The following is a 23,049-nucleotide window of genomic DNA, read 5'->3' as shown; positions in this document are numbered from 1 at the left end:
CTGGAAAAACCGGCCGGACGACTTGCAAGGATTTTTGATGTTTCTGACCAACAAGGACATGCTCGATCTCGTTGAGCTTCGCCATGATCTGCACCGTCATCCGGAAATCTCCGGCGAAGAAAAGGAAACAGCGCGGCGCATCCGCACTTTCCTGAAGCAGGCGCAGCCCGACCAGCTTTTTGCGGATCTCGGCGGCCATGGCGTCGCCGCGATTTATGACAGCGGCAAAAGCGGTCCGGCGATCCTGATCCGTTCGGAGCTCGATGCTCTGCCTATCCACGAAAAGAGTGAGGCCGAATACCGCTCCGGCACTGATGGGAAGGGCCATCTTTGTGGCCATGACGGCCATTCCACCATTCTGACGGCGCTGGCGCTCGGCCTTTCCCGGCAGCGCCCGGAGACCGGCCGCGTCATCCTTCTGTACCAGCCGGCGGAAGAAACCGGTGCGGGCGCCGCCGCCGTGCTCGCCGACCCGCGCTTCGAACACATAAAGCCGGACTACTCCTTTTCACTCCACAACCTGCCGGGCCTGCCTTTCGCCCATGTCAGCGTCGTGGAGGGACCGGTCAACTGCGCGTCGCGTGGTGTCAAAATCCGCCTTTCCGGCAAGACCGCGCATGCTTCCTCGCCCGAACACGGCATTTCCCCCATGCGGGCCATCTCTCAGCTAATGCCGGCCTTGGCCGAACTCGGCTCCGGTTTCCCGCCTGAGCCTGATTTTTCGATGGTGACGATCACCCATGCCGTGATGGGCGAAGCCGCTTTCGGTATTTCCCCGGCCGATGCGGAAATCTGGGCGACGCTGCGGACACTGACCGACGACCGGATGGAAAAACTCTGCGAGGCTGCGGAGTCATTGGCGAGAAAGGTTGCAGCCGAGCAGAAGCTCACGCTCGACATCACCTATGACGATATTTTCCTCCATTGCGAAAATGCGCCCGACGCGGTCGAGCATATCCGGCAAGCGCTGGACGAGGAGAAAATCTCCCACGGTTCGGAAGGGCTGCCCATGCGGGCTTCCGAGGATTTCGGCCGCTTTCGCGCCGTTTCGTCTTCGGCCATGTTCTTTCTCGGCGCAGGCAGGGACTACCCCAACCTGCACAATCCCGATTACGATTTTCCGGACGCGCTGATCGGCAGCGGAGCACGCATCTTCATGCGTATCATCCGCAACCTCACCGACGTGAAATAAGCGGCCACCGGCGTCACGCCGGCCTGCCTCAGCCGCCGCCCTGCGGGCCGTTACTCGGACGAGCGGCGCGCACGGCAGCCAGGCCCTTGATCCCATCCTGATTTCCGATGGCTGTCAGGCTTTCGAAAATCCGCGCCGCTTCGCCGTAACGGCGCATGGCGAGGTAGGAATAACCACGCAGCACCATCAGGTCCGTGCGCTCATCCGCCAGCCGTGCCCGCTGGTCGAGCAGGAGAAGCGTTTCGGCATAACGCTTCGACTGGAAGGCAGAAACCGCGCGATCAGCAAGGATCGAGACCTGCAGCTCCGTCGCGCGCGGGCGGTCCATGCTCGATTTCGTCGCCGAAACGGCGGCATGGTCCGTCAAGCCCATACGCAGATAAGCAAGGCTCTGGCCATAGGCTGCGTCGCTTTTAACTGCTGACTGACCGCCTTCAAGCGCGGCTTCGAAGGCTTTCAGCGCCTCCGCCGGCCGGTTCGTCTCCATCAGGCACCAGCCGAGATCGAGCGCCTGCTGCGGCGGCAGACGCTGCGGATCGGGATAGGCCGCGCAGGAGCGTGGGCGCGATGCGGCGCTGGCTTCCCTTTGCACCTGCACCGGTCGGCGCGCCTGCTTGCGTGCGGGTTCCGGCTGCTGGACGACAGGCGGGGCATATACCACCGCCGTCTCGGCCTGCGGCACATAGGCCGATACGGGCGCCGTCGCCTGTGGGGCAGTGGACGGCGCGGTTATGGGGGCAACCGTCTGCCCGGACTGATCCACCATGCGCGCCGTTCCCACATCGGCGATCCGCTGGGAGCGGCTTGCCCATTGCTGCTGGATGCCACGCAGACCGGCGAGATTGCGAAGATCGTGATAGCTGACGGCCATGCCGTAGGCAGACGGCTCATCATCGGGCTTCCAGCCAAGAGCCGTGCTGAACCATTGCAACGCAAGCGGGGTCTGCCGGAAGGCGAGCGAGTACCAGCCAAATTGCTGCGCGGTGGCCGCATCCTTGCGCGCCACGGTTTCAACGGCGATGCGTTGCAACACATCCGGCGGCAGCACGACCGGCGGCTGCAGCGCAAGAAGATTGGCCGTTGCGGCAAGATACGTCGCAAGCGCATCGTCGGAAGCCGTGCGCCATTTATACATGACGTCCTCGGCCTCGCGCGGCTCGTTACGGTCGATCAGCGCCAGCGCCAACCCTTGAGAGGCGGACGCGCTGTCTTCCTCTTCCCGCGCCTTGCGGAACCACTTTTCCGCCTCTGTCATGTTCTTCTGGCGGATATTGTACCAGCCGAGCAACAGGGCGTCGCTCGCAAGCTTGTCGGTTTCGGCAAGCCGCTCAAGCCGCATCACATAGGCGGAGGGAACGGCAACCCCCTCTTTTTCGCCCTCTTTCACTTTTTCCCCGGCCTTGGCTACAAACTGGCGGGCGAGATCGTTCTTCACCGGTTCGAATTCCAGTTGGCCGTCTGCGCCAGGTTTTTCCTTGGCCAGCAGATCGTTCATCATTTCCGCCGGCAGAAGCGCAGATGCCTTCTGCACCGTGGCGAGCCTGTCGCTTGCAACAGTGCAATTGTTGAGAATGTAGAGATAGGCGTCGCGCGCCCGTCCCATCCGGTCGGTATTGGCGAAGGCGTCGGCCACCCGCCACAGAACATCGACTTCGCTGCAGGTCAGCAGGCCGGGATTGTTGGCCGCCGTATCCACCACCGTCGCATATTGCTTGAGATCGGAGGCATTGACGAGCCGCTGGCGCGCTTCGGCCAAGGTGAGCATGCCCGTCAGATTGTCGGGCGGCTGCCAGCCGGGTTCCCCCTGCTGGCGGTCGGCAATCGCCTTTCTCACCTCGGCATAACGGCCATCTGTATAAAGCTGCCACATGGCATCGAGCCGCGGATCGCCGTTTTCGGGAATGGCGAGAGGATCGGCCGGCGGCGTCCAGTTGGGATAAAGCGTGCGAAGACGCGCGATTTCAGCCTGAAGGCGCTGGGTATCGCCTCTCGCCGCAAAATAGCGTAGCGCGCTGAGATCGACTTCGGGCATGCTGCCCGATGTGGGCTGGGGCGTACGGGGGGCCGGTGCCTGCGCCGTCTGTGTTTGCGGTGCTTGCCCGCCGGCCTGCGTCACCGGCAAAGGATCGGTCGCCGGCACCGTTACCGGCGGTGTCGCGGGCTGAGTCACCTGCGCCATCTCGCGGTTTTTGACGAAAGCGTTGATCTGGGCCGGATTGGCTGCCGGTGAAATGCGCTGCACGGCCCGGTTATCACCGACCGCCGAGGTATGCACGTCCGAAACCCGCCCGAGAATGCTGTCGCGCCAGTGGAAGGCGGCGAGCGCAATCAGAAGCAGGATGAGAGCCGAGGTCGACAATGGCTTGTTCATCGGCATTCCCCGTTATTCCTTGCCAGAAACGACAATGCCAGAAGATGCAATGTGGAGGGATAATAAAGTGTTGGCTGAAAGTTTTTAAGTTCGGCGGGAATGGCCGCCCCCCCGCTGACGCAGCCGGCGAGCGCCGGAATGATACGATAGCCGGGATCCGACAGGACATCCTTGACCTCGCCACTCTTCAGGTCGAAGGTTCCGGCAGCGCCGCTTTCCAGCGTCATGCCGGTTTTCAGACGGGAAAGCAGATCCGGCGAGCCCATCTTCGCCATTGCAAGATAAAGCGGAATACGCACCGCATTATAACCGAATTCCGGCGGAAAACCCGACGCCGGCTGCGGCTTCGTCTTCACAGACACCCAATCGGCCGGCAGTTTTCTATCGCTGAAAGCGAAGGCGCCGATCTGCGCCACGCCGTCATCGGCAAGAGCTTTCCAGAGCGGCGATGGCGCGACGAGATTGAGGACCGGAAACGCCTCGAAAATCAGATAGGAAGGATTGACCACTGGCCCGTCCTCCCGGTCGCCCTCGTCAAAACCGCTGGCAGCCGGCAGAAGCAGCACCCGCCCGCCACGTTGTACCACCGTCTTCTTGAGAACGGCGGATGCGATGGCCGCGGATGCTTCGGCATAATCCTGACGGTTCCATTGCCCGGCCGCCAGCGCCAGCGCATAGGCGATCAGAATATCGCCATCCGTGGCATTGTTGATATCAGTGACATGCGGCTTGGTGCGCGGATCCCATTTCCAGGCGGAAAGCCCGTCATCACGCACCAGCAGCTCGGTACGTGTGAAACTCCAGATCAATTCGAAGTCGGACAGGTTGTCTGCAAGCACGGCAAGCCACATGCCGTAGCCCTGCCCTTCGCTGTGGCTGATATTGCCGTTGCCGGTATCGATGATACGACCACCGGAATCCAGAAATGCACCCTTATAGGTCGACCACGCTTCCGGTGAGACCGAAGCGGCGCGGCTGACGGAAATACCTGCAAACACCGCCATCACGGACACGAGGAGAATGCCGGCCAGTTTCGAGATCCCGTTCTTCATCGATGCCGCCCCATCATGCGCAGCATCGTGAAAGTTGCGAGGCCGAGGAGAGACACGAAACCGATGAACGCCAGCGAATAGGAAAGCACATTGGATGACAGCCAGTTGGCGGCAACCAGCCTCCAGTTGGACAGGGAAAACGCCCGCGTGACGTAAAAATACGGCCGCTCCACCTCCACCGTTTCGAGCTTTTCGGCAGCGGCATCGTAGGCGGCGACACGACCCGTGACACCGCGCCAGCGGTTTTCCCGCGTCATCGCCGCCATGCCGTCAAGAAGTTCCGCTGATGTCGGTGCTGTGGCAAGCGTCCACACCCCCTGGCCGGAGGGGCTGAGTCCCTGCGCCAGCATGAAGGAGACATTGCCGGGTGGCGCATAAGGCTGCTCGGCCGCCGGCAGGAAGCGCAGCGTATCCGAGCTCAGGTCGAAATTCCGCTTCATCCAGTCCTCGAGAGACGACACCTGCCCCTCCCAGACACCGCCATCCACCCGCTCCCGCCAGTCGTTGAAGAGGGTTTCGCTGCTCTGGGCGGGCGGCTGAACGCCGGTTCCCATTTTCCAGGATATCTGGCTGGACGGAACGAGATTAAACTGGCCGATCAATGCCTGCGGGAATTGCGAAATCGTTCCGACGAACAGCGCGTCGCGGTCGCCGATCACCAGCGGCGATGCGACAGTCTCGATGTTGATGGGATGCCCCGCCACGCTTGCCAGTCGGCTGATCAGCGTCGCTGCCGCAGACATGGTGTCAGTGTCAAAACGGTCGAGTGACAGTGCAACAGGAGTTCCGCCGGTCCGATAGGGCTGTCCGGCGCCCGCCATCGCGGCGAGGTCCGGCTTGCGGCCGATCTGTGCATAGTCCGGAATATGAAGTTCAGACGTGTCGAACAATGCAAAACGCGGGGTCGTGCTGGCGGGCGCACCCGGCGCACAGGCCTGATCCTGCGCCGTCATCAACACCGCCTCGATGGTTACCTTGTTGGGCCCCGGCTTGAAATGACGCATCGTCACATTGATCGGCAGATGCCGGAAAATGCCGCCGCCATTGTTGGAAATCGGCACGGTCGAGGCGATCTCGTCATTGACGTAGATATCGATATGGCTGCCCGGCAATACCTGCGACGAATAGGCGGCGTCGAGCAGAAGCGACGCCTCACCATAGGCCGAGGCATAAAAATCGGCGGGCATGCCCACGTAAAACTCATTGCGGAAACGCCGGCCGCCAAATTCGGTGCTTTCCAGGCCAAGTTCGGAAAGCGCGATACGGCGGTCCGACATCACAAGCGGCACATCGGGCGCATGCCAGCTGCGGGTCGAAAAGGTCGTTCTCTGCGCGCCGGGCGTACGCGATATCGAGGAAAACAGCGTCTCTATTGCCGCCTGAACCGCCTGCGGGGTGGGGCCACTGACGAAAAGCGGCGAAAGACCACCAGGTGCTGCGGCGCCAAAGCCGGCAAAGGCGCCCGCCGACGCCTCGGGCGGCAGCGTACCGACTATCCCGGCAATCTCACGGGCGGTTCCGACGAGGACCGTCAGCGTGCCTGCCTTGCGTTCTGTGGAAGGCGCGGCCACGAAACGGATCGCCTGGTTCGGCATCTGGGTTCTGAGCGCCAGCGCCTGTGAAAGACGCAGGAAAGAATCCGCAAACGCCGGATTGCCGAGTGCCGGCGCGACAATCTCGATCGACGTCATCGCCTTGCCGTCCGGCCCCGTTGCCTGAATATCGTCGATATTGGCAAAGCTTCCTGCGACATCGGCATTAAAGCCGATATAGGTGCTCGCAGGGTCGACATCGGTCCACAGATCATAGGTGGACTGGATCGTGCAATCGGTTCTGTGGCGTTGCTGCACGCCCAGTCTCACGACATTTGAGCCGACCTGCAGGACGCCGGGCGGAATCTTCAAGGAGACATTGCCCTCGCTGTCGGGCGCTTCAATACGCGCCGGCTCCAGCGGGACATTGTTCAGGCTGACCTGAAAATTCGAGCTTTCCGGCGCGACCACGATGGCGTTCTGATAGCCGATATTGAGCGAAACGGCGGCATTCACCTGCTCCGGCGTCAGATAGATGCTCCATTGCCGGCGGTCGATCTCACCGGAAAGGCTGAGCTTTTCATAGGGCAGGATATATCGGCGGCGGCTGTCGGCGCTGAGCGGCGAGGCCTGCGCCGGAACCGGCCTTGCGCCTTCCTGACGCGGAGGAGCCGAAACCGGCGGCGGCAACGGAACGGCTGGGCGTTGTTGCTGCTGCGGCGCGGGCTGAACCGAAAAGGGCGGCGTGGCGGATGGCTGAGACGGCGTTGGGGCCGGCTTCTGGGCAGGAGGCTGCTGGCGCGGTACGGCAGGCGGAATGGTGGACGGCGGTACGGGTGTCGGAGCAGTTTGGGCGGGCCGTTCCGGCGACATGTCGAAGGGGGAGGCCTGCGCCATCGCGCCCGTCGCAACGGCCCCCCATACCAGCACTGCCAGAGAATCCCGGATGGATTTACGGCCGGTCATTTTACGGCTCCGACAGGTTTGGCGTCTTTGGGAGCGGGCCGAAGCGTCCGGACCAGATAATAGAGGCCACGCTGCGTCTGGAAGAGCGAGATGGCCAGGAAGATCGCCGTGCCGCGGATAAGGCCGGGGTTCTTGCGGCGCACCCGCTGAAACTCGCTCCACTGTTCCGAATTGGCGAAAATCAGGTCCGCGATCAGGCGGTGATCGACGGCGCGCTGCGGCGAGAAGGTGCAACCGATCGAGACGAAACCCTCGCCCTTGACCGTCCGCACCACGTTGACAGGCATGGTTTCCGGCACACCCTCGCTATGCGGCTTGACCTTCACGATGGCCGTCGCCCCTTTTTCGATATTCGTCGCGCTATCGAAGAGATTGATCAGCAACCCGTGCACCGACACGTTATCGATAGAAGCCGGCACCCAGGCGTCGCTGCCCTCAAGCTTGACTTCGCAACGCCGTTTGACCGTGATGCGCCGCGACGCCGACTTATCGCCGCGTTCGGAAACGACACCGAGCGCGCAGCCTGCAAAGATGAGATTGAGCAGGTTCCAGCCGCCGACCACGAGCGTGACATCCGCCTTGTAGGGTTCGCTGTAGATGCGCCATACGGCAAAGGCCATCGCCACCACCAGCAGCGCGAAGATGACGAAGAACGGCCGGCTGATTTCCGAAAGCCGCGCCTCGGCAATGGATTCATCCTTCGCCGTCACCTTGAAGGTGGGCTTGCCGGGGTTGAAGATCACCGAAACCACGGCGGGCAGAAGGTGAACCGTCTGCACATATTCGTAAAGCTCAGAAATCCATGGCCAGCGGAAGCTGCCATAGAGATAGTTCTGCATCATCAGGTTCACGAGCATATAGGCCGCCGTATAGGCCAGGAACTCGCCGCCGGAGGCCACGAAAATCTGCAGGTCGAAGAACAGGTAGAACAGCGGCGCGAACAGGAAGATCGTGCGCGGAAACGGAAACAGCCAGAACAGCGTCGATGACATGTAGCAGAGACGCTGCGTAAACGAGAGACCGCGCCGGAACAGCGGCTGACGGAAGATCAGGATCTGCATCATGCCCTGCGCCCAGCGGCTGCGCTGGCCGATGAAGCTTGCGAAGGTGGCGGGTTGCAGCCCGGCGATCAGCGGCTTGTCGACATAGATGCTGTTCCAGCCGCGCGAATGCAGCGCGAGCGCCGTTTCGCAATCTTCCGTGATGCTGACGCCGCTGAAACCTTCCGTATCCTGCAGCGCCTCGCGCCGCAGCACGGCGGCGGAACCGCAGAAGAAAGCGCCGTTCCATTTGTCGAGACCGCGCTGGATGATGCCGTAGAACATCTCGTTTTCGCTCGGCATCGTCTCGAAGGTGCGCAGGTTGCGCTCGATTGGATCGGGATTGACGAAGAAATGCGGCGTCTGAACCAGGAAAAGCCGGGGGTCCTCTTCGAAATATCCCACCGTCTCCAGCAGGAAGTCGCGGGCGGGCGCGTGGTCGGCGTCGAACACGGTCACAAGCTCGCCGGTCGAATGGGCAAGACCGTTATTGAGATTTCCGGCCTTGGCATGGACGTTGCGTTCGCGCGTCAGATAACGCACGTCGAGCTCTTCGCAGAGCTTCTTCAGCTCTTCGTGGCGGCGCTGCGCCGCCTGCGCCTCGACAATATTGCTGGCGTTGCGCTTCTGCACCGAGCCGCCGTCGTCCAGCAGCCATACGGTGAAACGGTCAGCCGGATAGTCCATGTTCTTGGCCGCTGCCAGCGTATTGGCGAGAAGTTCGGCATCCTCGTTGTAGCTCGGCACGAAGACATCGACCGTCGGTCGGTAATCGGGCGAACCGGGCCGCGTCTTGCGCGACGGCAGCGGCATCGACACGATGACAAGGCTGAGGCCCAGCATCACGACGCTGTACATCTCCGCCAGATAAAGCAGAAAACCGGGGATGAAGTTTTCGAGCTGGTTGACGGGCGGCAGCGTGCTCGTGGTACGCCAGTAGACATAACGCAGAACGATGGCGGTGCCGAAACCGAGCGCGACCAGGCGCCACGCGCCCTGCCCGTTGAAGCTCTTGATCGTTGCCAGAAGGATGAGCGAGATCGCGGTCGCCACCAGATGCGTCTGCAGGCTGACCGGCATCGTGACGATGGCCAGAACGCAAAGCGACACAAGCAACCAGACAATGACTGTGATGGCCTTGTTCATCCAGAAACTTTCCGTTCTCGTCCCCATCCGGAATTTCGGCCCGGAAATTTTGCGATATGCGCCTCGGCGCTTCCTTCTCCGCTGGTTCCGGCGATCACCTGCACCCTGGTGACGCTCCCGAACCGGACAGACAAGCTGGCGAGGGAATGGACACCTGCGGCACCTGCGACGGTTGCCGGCTGCTTTCCACCGGCCCGCCATCCATCCGCCTGCCCGCCACCGAAGGTCGAACAGGCTGGACCGGCGAACCCGCCGATGTTGGCGATGGGATATTGACTGCAGCAACGGGTGGCAGCGGCTGTGGTTCCGGCTGCGCGGGTATGACGACCGCCACGCGGCGGACTGGCCGGACGGGCACACTGGCGGTCACTTCGCCGCCCGGCCGCATCGGCACATCCTCCGCCTTCATGGGATAGACCGGGCTTCCGGGTCGCCCGAGGTTCTGATCGACGGCCCGCGGCGTGCCGTAGGGGTTCCAGCTTGGCGAGGCATAGGTGCCGGTAATGGTGTAATTATACATGACCGCCAGCAGCCGCTCGACGCTTGCGCCCGATTGGCAAAGGCGCAGCCGCACCTTGATGCGTCCGAGATTGCGGAAATCCTGCCGCATGCTTTCCGGCGAGCGTATGTCCTGCCAGCCATAAAGGCAGCTATCGTCGCCGCGGCCGTGGCCGGCGGCATAGGAAAACGCACCATAACCGTTCTGCAGGTAATTTGCCGACATGGCTATGTTTTCGCCCGGAAACTCGGCGCGGATTTCCCGCGCGACGGAAGATGCCCGGAAACCGGAAAAAGCCAGGGCGTCGCCACCGGTATCGCCGGCCTGTTGCGGGCCGAAAAACTCAGCCTTGATATAATTCTGCCCCGGGGTCGCGGCCTCAGAGCGCAAAATGACCTGCTGCGCCACGGCGTTGGAATAGGTGCGGTTGACCACGGTGACGATTTCGGGACCGCCGGGCGGGGGGAAAACCAGCGCCTCGGAAGGAGACGCCATCTGCGCGCCGCCGAACGACCGAACGCCCGCGGGAGTATTGCAGCCCGAAAGAACCGCAACGGAGAACAGCAATGAAGTATAGGCAGAAAATTTCACTGCCTTGCGCCCCTTTGTTTCCCCAACGCCGCCCAGGTTAAAAGGAGACCGAATCACTAATGACCAGACCATTGCTACGAAATACGTGAGGACTACGAATAAGCAATCTCAAATTTGCGTTGTAATTTCTGACACTTTATGAATCGCGAATCGTCGTTGCGACCCGCATCTCCCACGAGAGAAGGTGGAACCAATGACGCCGCCAAGGGTTGGCGTCCTGTCAGGCCGATAATTTTACGGTTGCAGCGCAATATGTCCCATGGTCTACTTGCGTTTATTATTACGTATTTTTATTGGTCACCTTTTTAATTCAACTGTAAAAACAGAGAGTTATCATATGACAGTGCAATTTCCGAGCATCGCGCAGGCGCTTGCCGAAGAGATCGGAACATTACGCAAATGGCTCGACAAAGACGCTCTGCCCCTGTGGTGGCAGGCGGGTTCGGCCCGCCCGGATGGCGGCTTTTACGAGCGTCTCGGCCAGGATGCGAAGCCGGTTTTTTCCGATGACCGCCGCGCCCGCGTGCAGCCGCGTCAGGCCTATTGTTTCGCCGCCGCCGGCCAGCACGGATGGCAGGGGCCGTGGAAAGATGCGCTCCTGCACGGTCTCTCCTGGTTCGAGAAGGTTTATCGCCTTGAAAACGGCCTTTACGGCAACCTTGCCGACCAGACCGGCAGGCTGATCGACCCCTCCTTCGATCTTTACAATCAGGCCTTTGCGCTTTTCGCCGCCGCGCAGGCGGCCGCGAGCCTTCCCGAGCGCAGGGACGAGATGCGCGGCCGGGCGCTTGATATCCTTGCTATCCTCGAGCGCGACTACAGACATCCAATTGCCGGCTTCGAGGAAGAAAACCCGCCGCGCACGCCGCTCTGTTCCAATCCGCATATGCACCTTTTCGAGGCGATGCTGGCCTGGGAGCTGCAGGACCCGCAAGGCCCGTGGTCGGCGCTGGCCGATGAGATCGCCGGTCTGGCGCTAACCCGCTTCATCGATAGCGGCAATGGCGGGCTGCGCGAGTTCTTCGCCCATGACTGGACACCCCATGACAGCGACAAGGGCCGGATCATGGAGCCGGGCCACCAGTTCGAATGGGCATGGCTTCTGGTGCGCTGGGGAAGCCTGCGCGGAAACGATGAAGCGATCGACAAGGCAAAACGCCTGTTCCAGATCGGGGAAGAGCACGGCATCTGCCCGCGCCGCAAGGTGGCCGTGATGAGCCTCTACGACGATTTTTCGGTGCATGATGGGCTGGCGCGGTTATGGCCGCAGACGGAATGGCTGAAGGCTTCGGTGCGGCTGGCGAGCGTCACGAACGGCGAGGAGCGGCAGCGTTACCTTGCCTCCGGTCTCAGCGCCATCGGCGCGCTGCAGCCTTTCCTTGACACGCCGGTCAAGGGTCTCTGGTTCGACAAATGGCCGGCCGACAGGCCGATGCTCGACGAGCCGGCGCCGGCAAGCACCTTTTATCACATCGTCTGCGCCATCTATGAGGCCGAGGCCGTGCTGGCGACGGCCAGCTAGCATCGGACCACCGGGCGAGCGGCATCGCCGCTCGCCGGTTTTCGACGTCGATCAGGCCTTGGCCGGGCGCACGACGCGCCAGTCCGGTCTGCCGAGATTGTGCGGCCAGGAATGAACATCCTTGTCGTTGAAATAGACGACCTCTTCCAGCTTTGGAAAATCCGCCTGTTTCAGCGTCACGTCGTTCATCCACGGACGAACATAGGAATCGCCGCCTTCATAACCCAGTTCGGCAACCCAGACCGGCTTGTTGAAGGTTTCGACAAGTCCATAGCCCTTGCGCAGCAGATCGGTGAAGGTCTTCGGTCCGCCATATTCGATCTTGTCGTACTCCTCGAGACCGAAGACCGAGAGGCCGACCAGATCGGCGTAACTATCACCGGGGTAGTAGGCCTGCAGACCCTCCAGACCTTTCGGTGACCACATCACCTTGACGCTGGGAACCGCCTTGCGGGTCATGTCCACCATGCGTTTATACGCCGTGATGTAATCACGCGGGTTCCAGCCCGACCACGAGAAGCGGCCGGACGTGTCTTCCATTTCCTGCCCCCAGCGCAGGATCAGCGGGCTTTTCATCGCCGACATGCGCGCGGCGATCGCCTGCATGTTCTGGTCATAGTCACCTCTCATCACCTTGCGGCGCAACTCGTCGGAGGTGAGCCGCCAGTTAACGTCCCAGGACCAGGGTTCGACCGTGATCAACACGTTGCGCTTGCGCTCCAGAGCGTAGGCATCCGCAAGTGCAAGACTGTCGAGATCCACGTCTTCCCAGGGCAGGAACAGATGTTCCGACGCCACCCCGGTCTGGGCCGTGAAATCGCCGTGCGGATCGTAGGCACCGAAACGGATACCGTCCGCATGCAATGTCGGTCTTTTGTCGGCAAGTGTCTTCATGCCCGTCGACGTCATGGGGGCGACACCCTGTGCGTCGAGCTTGAGCACCGGATACATGCCGGCGGTAAAGGCTGCGGCGGCACCACCTGCGAACAGAAGTTTTCTTCTTGTTATCTGCATGACACCTTACTCCCTACCTTGTTGCCGTCATCGCCTTGTCGTAAGCGGCGATCTGCGGCGTGACATCGTCCTTGCGGACGAGTTTGAGGAACTCATCGCCAGGGCGTGGCGGGTTGTGCCGGAACACGTACCATGGCCCGCCCTGCTTGCGCTGGTAGAGCACCTTGCCAATGCGGCCATGGTCGAAGCAGGTATCGGCCTTGCCGTTTCCTGCCGCGCTTTTCCAGGTGGCGCGCATGCACAGGGTGCCATTGGCATCGACGGTCCAGCGGCCTTCACCGATGGACTTCTTGCCCTTTTCTTCCGTTGCGGCGACGAATTTGCGGCCATCGGCAATGAAGCGTCCGCCGCCCGTTTCCCATTTCCAGGTCTTGTCGAAGTACATGTCCACGACTTCGCTGGTTCTGAGCGGTTTCGGCGTCTTCGTGCCGCCTGCAGCGTGGACGGCGCTTGGCACGACCACCGCAAGACAGAGTACGAAAGCGGAGAATCCGCATTTGCTTATTGTTGTTTTCATCACAGCCTCCTCCTTCATTGTCCGACCCTATTGTCGGCCAGCATGATCTCTCCGGTTGTCACCGCCGGCGGCGGCACCACCATGGGTTCCGCCTGCATTTCCTGCGGTCCACGCAGTCCCGGCACGGCGATGCGCAGTTTCAGACGTACCGATCTGGCACCCTCCACGCCCGCGCCGGCGACCGTGAACCGCGTTTCAGTGAAACTGACATAGGGTTGCCCGTGCGACAGGGCTTCCAGCCCGCCGATCGCATGGGAGCTGAGTTCTGCGGCACTCCCCGCCACCAGCAGCAGCGAACAGGCAGCAGCGGTCGCTCCCCCACGCAATGCCGGCAGCCTTGGCACCCCGTTTTCCATCGCATGGCGGATGAGCAGAAACACCGAAAGGCCCGCATAGATCGCCACATTGAGGGCGGCGAAGACGAAGAAGCCCTCCGCCCCGTTTTCACGCGGCGCCAGAACCATGGCCACAAGGCTGAGCGCCGCCAGAAGAATGTAAGGCGCGACTACCCTCAGCGGCAGCGGCGGTTTTGCCTGCGTGCCCTTCGGTGTGATGCGGAAATCGACGAAATCGCCACGGATCGTGTCGCGTATTGCCGCCAACACACCCATCAGCGACCAGGGCCAGCGCAGGAACAGAAACACTATAGCTTCCCAGCTGAAGAGCTTCGCATCATGCGGACGGAATGCGCCCGTGGCACGCCAGAAGAACGCAAAGACGATCATGATCAGCGAAACCGGCAGGAAATGCGCCAGGAACGCCGGATAGGACGCGTTGACCAGCACATCACCGCGCATCAGCGCAACGGCGGGAAGCACGAACATCAGCGCCATGAAGCCGGAAAACAGGGGATACCAGAGCTGCGAAAACAGGAACTGGAACTTCAGCCGCGGCGACAGCTTCGGCACATAGTGCCGCGAATATTGCAGCAGAATGGTCATAAGGCTACGCGACCACTGAAACTCCTGCACGATGAGATCGGCAAACGTCACCGGTCCGTCGCCATGGGCGATGGCGTTGACGGCGTGAACACCGCGCCAGCCTCCGGCATTCATCAGAAGCGTGGTGGAATGATCCTCGGCAAGCTCCGGCCCCAGGCCGCCCACTTCACGCAGGGCCTTCGTGCGCACGGCGTAGTGCGAGCCGATGCAGAGCGGCGCCCAACCATTATTGTAACCCAGCTGCAGCGCGCCATGCAGGCTCGCCTCGGCATATAGCCTGCCGCGCGCCGCCCAGCTTTCACCGGCATTGGCATCGCAAATGCTCGGGGCCGAAACATATCCAATCTTCGGATCGGCAAAGGGACGGATGATCTCGCTCAGATAATCCGGTTCCGGCACATGGTCCGCATCGAACTGCGCGACGAAATCATAACGCCCATACCCGTAATGGTCGTAGAAATAGGCGAGATTGCCCTCCTTGCAGCGCGTGCGCCGAGGCCAGCTCTTGCGATGATACTCGGCGACACCCTGTCGGGTGGAAACGAAAACGCCGTGCGCGCCACACCATTTCAGCGTTTCCGCATCCGGGGTCTCATCGGCAAGCCAGACGTCGAACTCCAGGCCCTTCTGCTCCAGCATCGCGAGCAGCGTCTTCTGCACCACGGCGAAAGGTTCCGACGGCGCCTTGGTGACGACCATCGCCACCCTGCCCCGTGGCAGAGGGGAGCGCCGGTCGACGACCCTTGCGTTGAGAAAGATGAAGATGAAATAGGACGGCAGAAGCGTGATCCACGCGAGCGTGATCGTGACGACGGTATAATAGGGCCAGTCGATGACGCGATCGCGATCAAGCCACCAGATCCAGAAATAGGCGAGCGTCACCATCCATCCGCCGATGCCGAGAAGATAGGCCATGCGGTTCCAGCCGGCAAAGACCGGCAGCATCCGCAGATCGCTGGTGACTGCGACGGCGCGGGCCGAGGGAACGGAAGGGGTTGAACGCGCTTTCATGACCGCACCTCCAGTCCGAAACCGGGACCGGCCGTCCGGATGATGGTATCGATATCCGAACGCTTCGGGATAAAGCCGAGCATCTCTTCCGCACGCTGTATATCCGCAAACAGGGCTGGCGGATCGCCGGCACGCCTCGCACCGAAATGAACCGGCACTTCCTGCCCCGTCACGCGGTGGATCGCCCGGATGATGTCACCGACGGATGTGCCGTGACCGGAGCCGAGATTGACGCGCAACGTCTCGCCACCCTCGGCAAGATAGTTGACGGCGGCGACATGGGCATCGGCCAGGTCGCTGACATGGATATAATCGCGAATGCAGGTGCCGTCGCTGGTGTCGTAATCCGCCCCGAAGACATCCAGTTGCGGCAGCCGTGCGGCAGCCGCCATCAGCGCCCGCGGGATCAGATGGGTTTCAGGCTCATGCCGTTCGTAAAGCTCACCGTCCGGATCGGCACCGGCGGCATTGAAGTAACGCAGGGCAACGAACCGCAGACCATAGGCCGCAGCATAATCATCAAGCGCCATTTCGAATATCAGCTTGGTGCGCCCGTAAGGGTTGACCGGCATTTGTGCCGTTTCCTCGCGGATCGGCAATTGCGGCGGAACGCCATAGGTGGCGCAGCTGGAAGAAAACACCAGCCCGCCGATATTCTGGTCGAGACAGGCATCCAGGAGCGCCAGGCTGCCGCCGACATTGTTGCGGTAATATTTGCGCGGATCTTCGACGGATTCGCCGACATAGGCATTGGCGGCGCAATGAATGACGAAGGCCGGCGAGAATTCCCTGAGCGTGGCCTTCAGGAGACCACGATCCAGAATATCCCCCTCGATGAAGGGACCCCAGCGGACAGAATCCGCGTGACCCGTCGAGAGATTGTCATAAGCGATGGGCTTGAAGCCGGATTGGGCCAGCGCCTTGCAGATGTGGCTGCCTATGAATCCGGCCCCGCCCGTGACGAGGATTGTGCGGGGCATCTCATACGGCCTCCGCTACAGTCTTGCCTGCCAGCAGTGCATCGAAATAGACGATGGTTTTTTCCAGGCCGATTTCGAGCGGCACGCGCGGCTGCCATCTCAACAGTTCCTTTGCCCGCGAAATATCGGGGCGACGCTGCTGCGGATCATCGATCGCGGCGGGCAGATGCACGATGCGCGACCGGGAACCCGTCATGCGGATGACGATATCGGCGAGCTGCCGCACCGGAATTTCCGTCGGGTTGCCGAGATTGATCGGCCCGGTGCAATCCTTCGGCTTGGCCGAGAAGCGCAGGAAACCGTCGATCAGGTCATCGACATAGCAGAAGGAACGGGTCTGGCTGCCATCGCCGTAAATAGTGATGTCAGCGCCCTTCAACGCCTGGACGATGAAGTTCGAAACCACACGTCCGTCATCCGGGCGCATACGCGGCCCATAGGTGTTGAAGATGCGTCCCACCTTGATATCGACACCGAAGCTACGGTGATAATCGAAAAACAGCGTTTCGGCGCTGCGTTTCCCTTCATCGTAACAAGCTCGCGGCCCGATTGTATTTACATTGCCGAAATAGGTTTCCGGCTGCGGATTGACGTGCGGATCGCCGTAGACTTCCGAGGTCGACGACTGCACTACGGTTGCACCGCATCTGCGCGCTACCTCGAGCACGTTGACGGCGCCAAGCACATTGGTGAGCAGCGTGCCGACGGGATCGCGCTGATAATCTGGCGGTGAGGCCGGTGAGGCGAAGTTGAAGATCAGCGAGACATCGATGTCATAGGGTTTGCGCACATCGTGCTCGACCAGCAAAAAACGCTTATTGTCCCGCAAATGCGCCACATTCGCAGTGCGCCCGGTCGAGAGATCGTCGAGACAGATCACCTCGTGACCGCAACTCAGCAGGCGTTCGCAAAGATGGGAACCGAGAAAACCGGCGCCGCCATTGACGAGAACACGTTGGCCAGGCCTCCACTCGGAGTAGATGGTGACGCCGTTGTCATGTTCGTTGGGAACGAAATTACGCATTACACACTCCTCCCCATGATGAATCAGCGCAGCTGATTCAACTAAACTGGATCAAACTCCCGATTGCACGAAATCTTGAATATCACCCTCCGGTTTTTACTTCTTCTGGAGGTTTTAATATTTCGATTCGATAAATTTCAACTTTCATGATAGGCGCGGAAGAAAACAGGTCAACTTAATTTCATCAAAATATTACAATTGATTACCCAAAATTACTCAAAATAGTCTCTTCATTTAATACTTTTTAACTATGCCTCCATTATGCCTTTCTTATTGAGCATTAGCGCAAGCTTCGCTCAACCAGTCGGGGCTATCCTGGTTTTGTAAGGCTCGGTCCACCGGGAACAAAACCGCCCGGCGAGATGCGACAGACAGTCGATTTCAGGGGACACACATGATGAATGAAATGCCTTATTCCCATGGCGGCAAAGCAGCCCGCCATTGTCGTTTTGCGCTTGTTGCCGCAGCACTTGTAACTTTCACTTTCGCGACGGCTTCATGCTCAGTGGTCGAAGACGCCGTTCTCATCAAGACCGCGTCGGCCAATACCGCCACGATCAACAGCCGGGTTGCTCCGGCGAAGGCGTCCTACGGTTATCAAAAAACCGGCAACGCAGCCGTTACGCTTGTTGCCGATGCCTCGGGCACACCCGCGGCATCGCGGCAGTCCTATTCGGGTTCTTCTCCCTATATCTGCTCACCGAGCGGATTCGGGCAGAAATCCCGCTGCTTCCTGAGGCCCTGAGCCTCCTGGAGAGAAACCGGAGGGAACTGGCGTCCGGACGGCTCTAGCCGCCCCGACGCTCAGTTCTTCCAGCCGCCGGAGAAGGTCGTGTCTTCGTCTTTGTTGAAGAAGCGCGACGCCGCCTCCGTGCGGTTGCGCACGTTCATTTTCTTATAGATATTGCGAACGTGAACCTTGACAGTGTTCTCGGACAGATGCAGCCGATCAGCGATGATCTTGTTTTGCGTTCCCTTGCAAAGCAGGTCGAGAATTTGCACCTCGCGCGTCGTCAGCGCGGCCACGTCGCCCCTGCTCGCAGCAAGGGCATCGGCGCGGTTGGCGATCACGGCATTGCTTTGAACGCTCTTGCCGTTGATGGAAGGCGAATAGGGCGTGAGCTTGCCGAGAAGAGCTGCGGGAAAATGCTCCCCGCCCTTCATAAGCAGATCGACGGCCGCCATAAAGACATCGAGCCTGAGATTGAGCGGCAGCACGCCATCAATGACGCGCATTCCCACCAGCCTTTTCAGCGGCTCTTCGAATTTGTCGATGGTTTCGACGACCAGCGCGATCGGCGCGTCGGGATGCTTTTCCCGAACCTCCGAAAGAACGGCATGAAGGCGCTCACCGGACATCCGGTAAGGCAAAACCAACCGCACATTGTTACCGTAATCGTCCTCGATCCCCCCTGACGAGGTTATACTCACCACCGCGAATGTAGGGAACTTTTTGCCCAGCGCCTCCATGAGGCACTCGGAAAACAGGTCCGGATCCGCGATGACCAATAAAGTTCCATTTATAGGAGCAACGGCGTTTTTTTGTTTTGCCGCATAATCTGAAGTTCCCATGAACATTGACGCCTCCCTAAAGCGCTTACGCATTACGTTCTTTTGGTTGTGCAGTCTGTTGTCCGTCGGGTATCTTTCCCCTGGATCTTTAGGGGCCTCTCCCCGCCTCAGGCCATGTCAACTATTATTAATCACCCGTTAATTAACACACGCTAATACGAAAAGCTGTGTAAATAAATGGCCCAAACGGGTTATTTTTTACAATTGACATACAAAATAGGTTACGCCGAGATAGAATCATTCATCCGGTAACCCGCTGCAAAAACAAACACATCGGAAAAGCTTTCGCTGTGGTTTTGCAATCCTGGAAAATATAACTTTTAGTTGATATCCCTTTACATAGCTCGCCGACGAAGGACGCCCGGAGCTGTTCCTTTTCGGGATAATGGCCTTTTCCCACCGAAATAAACCATGTTTTTCGAAAAGCCGCGTTTCTCCCGGCACAGCGGCATTTTTCTGCGGCCAAACCAGCGAAACGGACCGCCGGACCACCGCTCGCGACATATATATTCGGGATGGGCGCCGATGTGTTTAGCCCGAATTGATATCTAGGAAGCGCAATTTTTCTGCGGCACAGTCTGACCGTCGCTGAACGGCGGCCGATGGAAAGACACCTCCGGCCTTGACGTGTGTTTGAAAACGCCGGTCCCTTTTCAAGAAATATGCAAAGCGAAAAAGACGAAAGCCACCGCGCTCCCCATCGGAGCGAGGAACGGATTTGTGCGCCGTTTTACCGAGTAGCGCACAAGGGCTGAACGAAAAGAGCCCGGTCACGGGTCAATACCGAACCGCAGATGATGCGTACCGAGTGCATCTGCAAACATCAATCTTAATGCTATCAGGAGCAAGCGCGAAAAAATCCCGTTTGAGATGAGAGGGATTTCGAAAGCTGCTCCGAGCTTTTCGGAGGAAATCGAAATGGGTTATAATCCAAAGTCCGGCGACGATATCACCAAGATCGGCGCGCTTTCCGATGGTTTTGCCAACACGGCGACCAACGACGCCAAGGTGGAAGACAGCAACGTCGGCACCGCAAACGGTGAAAACCGCAACAACGACAACAGCGACAACAGCACCAATGTGGATGTTGACGCCAAGGTCGATGTTTCCGCCAATAACGGTGACAATCGCGACAACGACTATGACTGGAGCTATGACAGCAAGTCCTATAGCGACAACGACACGAGCACCAAGACGAGCACCGAAACCAACACCGATATCAAGGTCGACTACGACTGGAGCTATGAAAGCAAGTCGTACAGCGACAACGACACCAATGTGAAGACCATTACGGATACGGACACGAAGACGTCCAACTATTCCGACAACGACACCTCCACCAAGACCACAACGACCTCCGACAGCTTCAACTCCGCTGACAGTTTCTACAAGTCGGATGACGACTTCGGCAACATCACGGGCGTCAAGGATGTCGGCAATCTAGGCATCGCCGGCGGAGACCTCACCTTCAACCTCGGTGACGACTTCTCCTTCACGCTGGACGTTGACAACATCCTCAACGGCTCGCTCAATGGCGACGGCAACGACACCGGCTTCAGCATGGTGCAGGCCAACCACCTGGCAGATCAGGATGAGGCCTATGACATCAAGATGCAGAATGGCGGCGCGGAAAACCATCTGAGCGCCAATGCCGGTGACGCCTTCGGCGCCGAAGGCATCGACGGCAAGGGATGGGACCTCAAGGCCGGCGACGACGCCGCAGGTACCAGCACTGCAGATGCATCGGCAATCCTTGCAAATTCCGGCTTCCATCTGGAACTGGTGCAGGGTGCCAACATGCTCTCCAACGCAGTTGACGCCACGGTCACAGGCGGTAACTCGCATGTTTCTGACGTCGGTGAGGATCACTCCTGATACCCACCTCTTGACGAAAAGAGCTGCACCGGCACCCGCCGGTGCAGTTCGCGGTTGAAGGACCGGGTTTGCGTAAAACGAAGCACCGCCTCTGAGACGTGTGCCATGCGCAGCCCCAGGCTCTGCCGCGATGATCAGGGAGGGACCTCCAATGCATATCGACAAGATTTCGGACATGATTGCGCATTTCATCGGCCTGTTCGACACGGTGATCGAGGATGCGCGTCTGAGAACCAACTATAGCGAGGGCCCGGCACGTTCTGATCCGGACCGCCTGCCGGACGATGAAGCGGCAAAGCTGCTCGACAAGAACTACGACGTGCCGCTGCAGGACTACGACCCCGGCGTCAAATACAGCGCCGGCTATTATGATTTTGACTATATCCGACCGCATTTCGCCCGCGCTGTCGAATACGACATGCAGCAGCTTGCAAATGCCATTCCGGTCGATATTTCCGCCGCTCATTTCCGCTTCCCGGGCCGCCTTTCCTTTGAGGAAGAATATGAACTGGTGGTTCACCCCGGCCCCGGCTCGGTCATCGCGCATGTAGCGCAGGTCAATATTCTTCAGGACGACGACTATCTGAACATGACTGATGGCCCCTATGTGTGGCGCGACACCAGCTTCGTGACAGAGCGTACCGTCGAGTTCTACAATGAAGCAGCTATCTTTACGCCTTTTTCCGTTTTCCAGCGCACCGACAGTTACGATGCGCTGCAGGCGCTCGCCAAATCCGCACACGACTATATCGACCATGCCCGTGAAAACGATGTCACCTCTCTTGGCACCGGTGCGGACCAGGATTTCGTTCTGGCCGGCAACGATATCGACGGTCTTTACGTCAATGGCTCGACAGCCAGCGAAAAGCCGATGCTTGATGACTACATGCCCGATCGCGGTATCGCCAAGCCGCCGGAAGAGCCGGAAAAGAGCGATGTTTCGCTGCATGAGGATAGCCCGGCCGGCAACAGCCTTGATGTCGCCGCAGGCGCCAACGTCGTCGCCAACATCGCTACTCTGGTCAATACAGGCGTCATGACTTCGGTGACCGCCGTCATGGGCGATTATCATCAGATCGACGCCATCACCCAGGCCTATATCTATAGCGACCGGGACGAGATCGACTCCGTGTTCACACACTCGGAAGATCAGGCGGCGACGGTTGCCTTCAACATCGCCAGCTTCGAGCGCACCATCTATCCCGGCGCGGAAAACGCCGCAGCGGACAGCCAGGAAACGGGCGCCCCCCCAATATTCCCCACCGCCTGGCGTGTCAGCGTGCTGGAAGGCGACGTTTCCTTCGTGCACTGGATCGAGCAATACCAGTTCGTCAGCGACAACGACACGATGACGATAACAACCTCGGGCGCTACCGTCAGTCTGCTGACGGGCGGCAACGCCGCGCTCAACATTGCGAATTTCCTCGGCATCGGCATGCAATACGACCTGATCATCGTCGGCGGCAATGTGCTGGACATGAACCTGATTAGCCAGATCGCCGTGCTTTACGACAATGACTGGGCGCGCGCCAATCCCGATGCGCCCGATGGCGCCACCATCCAGTCCGGCAACAACCTTTTGTGGAACGATGCAGCCATTCACAATGTTGGCAGCAACGACCGTTTCGAAACCATGCCTGACTACATGACGCAGACGGTCAACGCGATCAACGCGCGCGACCCCAACATGCCGGATGCGCTGGCTCATGACGTCAATTTCGCCGGCTATGAGGGGCTGAACGTCCTCTATATCACCGGCAATCTTTATGATGTCAGCATCATCAAACAGGTGAGCGTGCTGGGCGATTCCGACGACGTGACGCAGGCAGCCGCCAAGGTTCTCGAAAACAACGAGGACGCCACCGTCCACATCGATACCGGCAGCAACGCCGTCGTCAATCTGGCGCAGATCGTCGATTACGACAGCTTTGGCTCCACCACCTATGTCGCCGGCGGCGTTTATTCCGATGCCATCCTTATTCAGGGCGGCATCATCGAAAACGACACGTCGCAACCCCAGCAGGGTCAGCTGGCAAACGAGGTCATCGCCTTTCTTCACGACGATCCCGCCACCATCGAAAACGAATCCGATGGCGTCATCAATGCCGGTCACGACCTGTCATGGTCTAACGGACATTCGGCCGACGTCATGCAGGCGGTGACCGCGTAGATTTGGCTGGCGGGGCGACAATCGCGTCCCGTCA

16 protein-coding genes are annotated in these 23,049 nt (G+C 59.9%); 5 read left to right on the top strand and 11 right to left on the bottom strand.

All coding sequences use genetic code 11. The features are described 5' to 3' along the window. Positions 1 to 37: 37 nt before the first annotated feature. Positions 38 to 1,192 carry an amidohydrolase gene (locus tag V6S97_RS13900; RefSeq protein ID WP_003506379.1) on the top strand — a complete coding sequence of 385 codons (1,155 nt, stop codon included), beginning with the start codon at positions 38 to 40 and terminating at the stop codon, positions 1,190 to 1,192. 28 nt (positions 1,193 to 1,220) lie between these two features. Here the strand turns inward: V6S97_RS13900 and V6S97_RS13895 are convergent, their stop codons facing one another. The 5 genes from V6S97_RS13895 to bcsN form a co-directional block, all read right to left on the bottom strand. Next, a complete protein-coding gene (locus tag V6S97_RS13895) occupies positions 1,221 to 3,569 on the bottom strand; it encodes a hypothetical protein (RefSeq protein ID WP_003506377.1) in 2,349 nt (782 codons plus the stop codon). Continuing rightward, positions 3,560 to 4,615 (bottom strand): glycosyl hydrolase family 8, encoded by a 1,056-nt coding sequence (locus tag V6S97_RS13890; RefSeq protein ID WP_080866825.1) that lies wholly within the window; start codon positions 4,613 to 4,615, stop codon positions 3,560 to 3,562. The genes V6S97_RS13895 and V6S97_RS13890 overlap by 10 nt, the downstream gene beginning before the upstream one ends. Continuing rightward, positions 4,612 to 7,113 carry a cellulose biosynthesis cyclic di-GMP-binding regulatory protein BcsB gene (locus tag V6S97_RS13885; protein WP_112356273.1) on the bottom strand — a complete coding sequence of 834 codons (2,502 nt, stop codon included), beginning with the start codon at positions 7,111 to 7,113 and terminating at the stop codon, positions 4,612 to 4,614. Before V6S97_RS13885 ends, V6S97_RS13890 begins: the two co-directional genes overlap by 4 nt. After that, entirely contained in the window at positions 7,110 to 9,299 is a 2,190-nt protein-coding gene (gene bcsA / locus V6S97_RS13880) for a UDP-forming cellulose synthase catalytic subunit (RefSeq protein ID WP_003506371.1), read from the bottom strand. The genes V6S97_RS13885 and bcsA overlap by 4 nt, the downstream gene beginning before the upstream one ends. A gap of 94 nt (positions 9,300 to 9,393) precedes the next feature. After that, positions 9,394 to 10,389, bottom strand: coding sequence for a cellulose biosynthesis protein BcsN (gene bcsN, locus V6S97_RS13875; RefSeq protein ID WP_162691885.1), 996 nt, complete (start codon positions 10,387 to 10,389; stop codon positions 9,394 to 9,396). 337 nt (positions 10,390 to 10,726) lie between these two features. Here bcsN and V6S97_RS13870 point away from each other — a divergent pair, with 337 nt between their 5' ends. Beyond that, positions 10,727 to 11,911, top strand: a complete 1,185-nt coding sequence (locus tag V6S97_RS13870) for an AGE family epimerase/isomerase (RefSeq protein ID WP_334427103.1) — start codon at positions 10,727 to 10,729, stop codon at positions 11,909 to 11,911. A 51-nt stretch (positions 11,912 to 11,962) separates the two neighbouring features. Here the strand turns inward: V6S97_RS13870 and V6S97_RS13865 are convergent, their stop codons facing one another. The 5 genes from V6S97_RS13865 to V6S97_RS13845 are packed head-to-tail and all read right to left on the bottom strand — an operon-like array spanning position 11,963 to position 17,398. After that, complete coding sequence (locus V6S97_RS13865; protein ID WP_060724773.1) at positions 11,963 to 12,925, bottom strand: glycoside hydrolase family 26 protein; 963 nt, start codon at positions 12,923 to 12,925, stop codon at positions 11,963 to 11,965. Between the two features lie 13 nt (positions 12,926 to 12,938). Continuing rightward, positions 12,939 to 13,442 carry a DUF995 domain-containing protein gene (locus V6S97_RS13860; RefSeq protein WP_003506364.1) on the bottom strand — a complete coding sequence of 168 codons (504 nt, stop codon included), beginning with the start codon at positions 13,440 to 13,442 and terminating at the stop codon, positions 12,939 to 12,941. A 14-nt stretch (positions 13,443 to 13,456) separates the two neighbouring features. Beyond that, positions 13,457 to 15,394, bottom strand: coding sequence for a glycosyltransferase family 2 protein (locus tag V6S97_RS13855; protein ID WP_112346922.1), 1,938 nt, complete (start codon positions 15,392 to 15,394; stop codon positions 13,457 to 13,459). Continuing rightward, positions 15,391 to 16,374, bottom strand: coding sequence for a UDP-glucose 4-epimerase GalE (gene galE / locus V6S97_RS13850; protein WP_112354795.1), 984 nt, complete (start codon positions 16,372 to 16,374; stop codon positions 15,391 to 15,393). The genes V6S97_RS13855 and galE overlap by 4 nt, the downstream gene beginning before the upstream one ends. Position 16,375: 1 nt before the next feature. Continuing rightward, entirely contained in the window at positions 16,376 to 17,398 is a 1,023-nt protein-coding gene (locus tag V6S97_RS13845; RefSeq protein ID WP_003506358.1) for a UDP-glucuronic acid decarboxylase family protein, read from the bottom strand. A gap of 394 nt (positions 17,399 to 17,792) precedes the next feature. On the opposite strand from V6S97_RS13845, the gene V6S97_RS13840 reads away from it, so the two are divergent. Then, positions 17,793 to 18,143: a hypothetical protein gene (locus V6S97_RS13840; RefSeq protein ID WP_020011870.1), complete on the top strand. Its 351-nt coding sequence runs from the start codon at positions 17,793 to 17,795 to the stop codon at positions 18,141 to 18,143. A gap of 59 nt (positions 18,144 to 18,202) precedes the next feature. Here the strand turns inward: V6S97_RS13840 and V6S97_RS13835 are convergent, their stop codons facing one another. Next, positions 18,203 to 18,976: a helix-turn-helix domain-containing protein gene (locus tag V6S97_RS13835; RefSeq protein ID WP_020809646.1), complete on the bottom strand. Its 774-nt coding sequence runs from the start codon at positions 18,974 to 18,976 to the stop codon at positions 18,203 to 18,205. A gap of 912 nt (positions 18,977 to 19,888) precedes the next feature. Between V6S97_RS13835 and V6S97_RS13830 the strand changes: the two genes are divergently transcribed. Together V6S97_RS13830 and V6S97_RS13825 are read left to right on the top strand one after the other, a co-directional pair. Further along, positions 19,889 to 20,845, top strand: a complete 957-nt coding sequence (locus V6S97_RS13830; protein WP_111780237.1) for a fibrinogen-binding protein — start codon at positions 19,889 to 19,891, stop codon at positions 20,843 to 20,845. Positions 20,846 to 20,996: 151 nt separating this feature from the next. After that, complete coding sequence (locus V6S97_RS13825) at positions 20,997 to 23,015, top strand: hypothetical protein (RefSeq protein WP_020809647.1); 2,019 nt, start codon at positions 20,997 to 20,999, stop codon at positions 23,013 to 23,015. Positions 23,016 to 23,049: the final 34 nt, after the last annotated feature.

This window comes from Agrobacterium sp. CCNWLW155, assembly GCF_036888815.1.
Classification (GTDB): domain Bacteria; phylum Pseudomonadota; class Alphaproteobacteria; order Rhizobiales; family Rhizobiaceae; genus Agrobacterium; species Agrobacterium radiobacter.
This window is presented reverse-complemented; position numbering and strand designations above follow the sequence as displayed.

Coding starts and splice junctions, on each gene's coding strand:
- V6S97_RS13900 (WP_003506379.1), top strand. CDS start 38: ATGTTTCTGACCAACAAGGACATGCTCGATCTCGTTGAGCTTCGCCAT.
- V6S97_RS13895 (WP_003506377.1), bottom strand. CDS start 3,569: ATGCCGATGAACAAGCCATTGTCGACCTCGGCTCTCATCCTGCTTCTG.
- V6S97_RS13890 (WP_080866825.1), bottom strand. CDS start 4,615: ATGAAGAACGGGATCTCGAAACTGGCCGGCATTCTCCTCGTGTCCGTG.
- V6S97_RS13885 (WP_112356273.1), bottom strand. CDS start 7,113: ATGACCGGCCGTAAATCCATCCGGGATTCTCTGGCAGTGCTGGTATGG.
- bcsA (WP_003506371.1), bottom strand. CDS start 9,299: ATGAACAAGGCCATCACAGTCATTGTCTGGTTGCTTGTGTCGCTTTGC.
- V6S97_RS13870 (WP_334427103.1), top strand. CDS start 10,727: ATGACAGTGCAATTTCCGAGCATCGCGCAGGCGCTTGCCGAAGAGATC.
- V6S97_RS13865 (WP_060724773.1), bottom strand. CDS start 12,925: ATGCAGATAACAAGAAGAAAACTTCTGTTCGCAGGTGGTGCCGCCGCA.
- V6S97_RS13860 (WP_003506364.1), bottom strand. CDS start 13,442: ATGAAAACAACAATAAGCAAATGCGGATTCTCCGCTTTCGTACTCTGT.
- V6S97_RS13855 (WP_112346922.1), bottom strand. CDS start 15,394: ATGAAAGCGCGTTCAACCCCTTCCGTTCCCTCGGCCCGCGCCGTCGCA.
- galE (WP_112354795.1), bottom strand. CDS start 16,374: ATGCCCCGCACAATCCTCGTCACGGGCGGGGCCGGATTCATAGGCAGC.
- V6S97_RS13845 (WP_003506358.1), bottom strand. CDS start 17,398: ATGCGTAATTTCGTTCCCAACGAACATGACAACGGCGTCACCATCTAC.
- V6S97_RS13840 (WP_020011870.1), top strand. CDS start 17,793: ATGATGAATGAAATGCCTTATTCCCATGGCGGCAAAGCAGCCCGCCAT.
- V6S97_RS13835 (WP_020809646.1), bottom strand. CDS start 18,976: ATGTTCATGGGAACTTCAGATTATGCGGCAAAACAAAAAAACGCCGTT.
- V6S97_RS13830 (WP_111780237.1), top strand. CDS start 19,889: ATGGGTTATAATCCAAAGTCCGGCGACGATATCACCAAGATCGGCGCG.
- V6S97_RS13825 (WP_020809647.1), top strand. CDS start 20,997: ATGCATATCGACAAGATTTCGGACATGATTGCGCATTTCATCGGCCTG.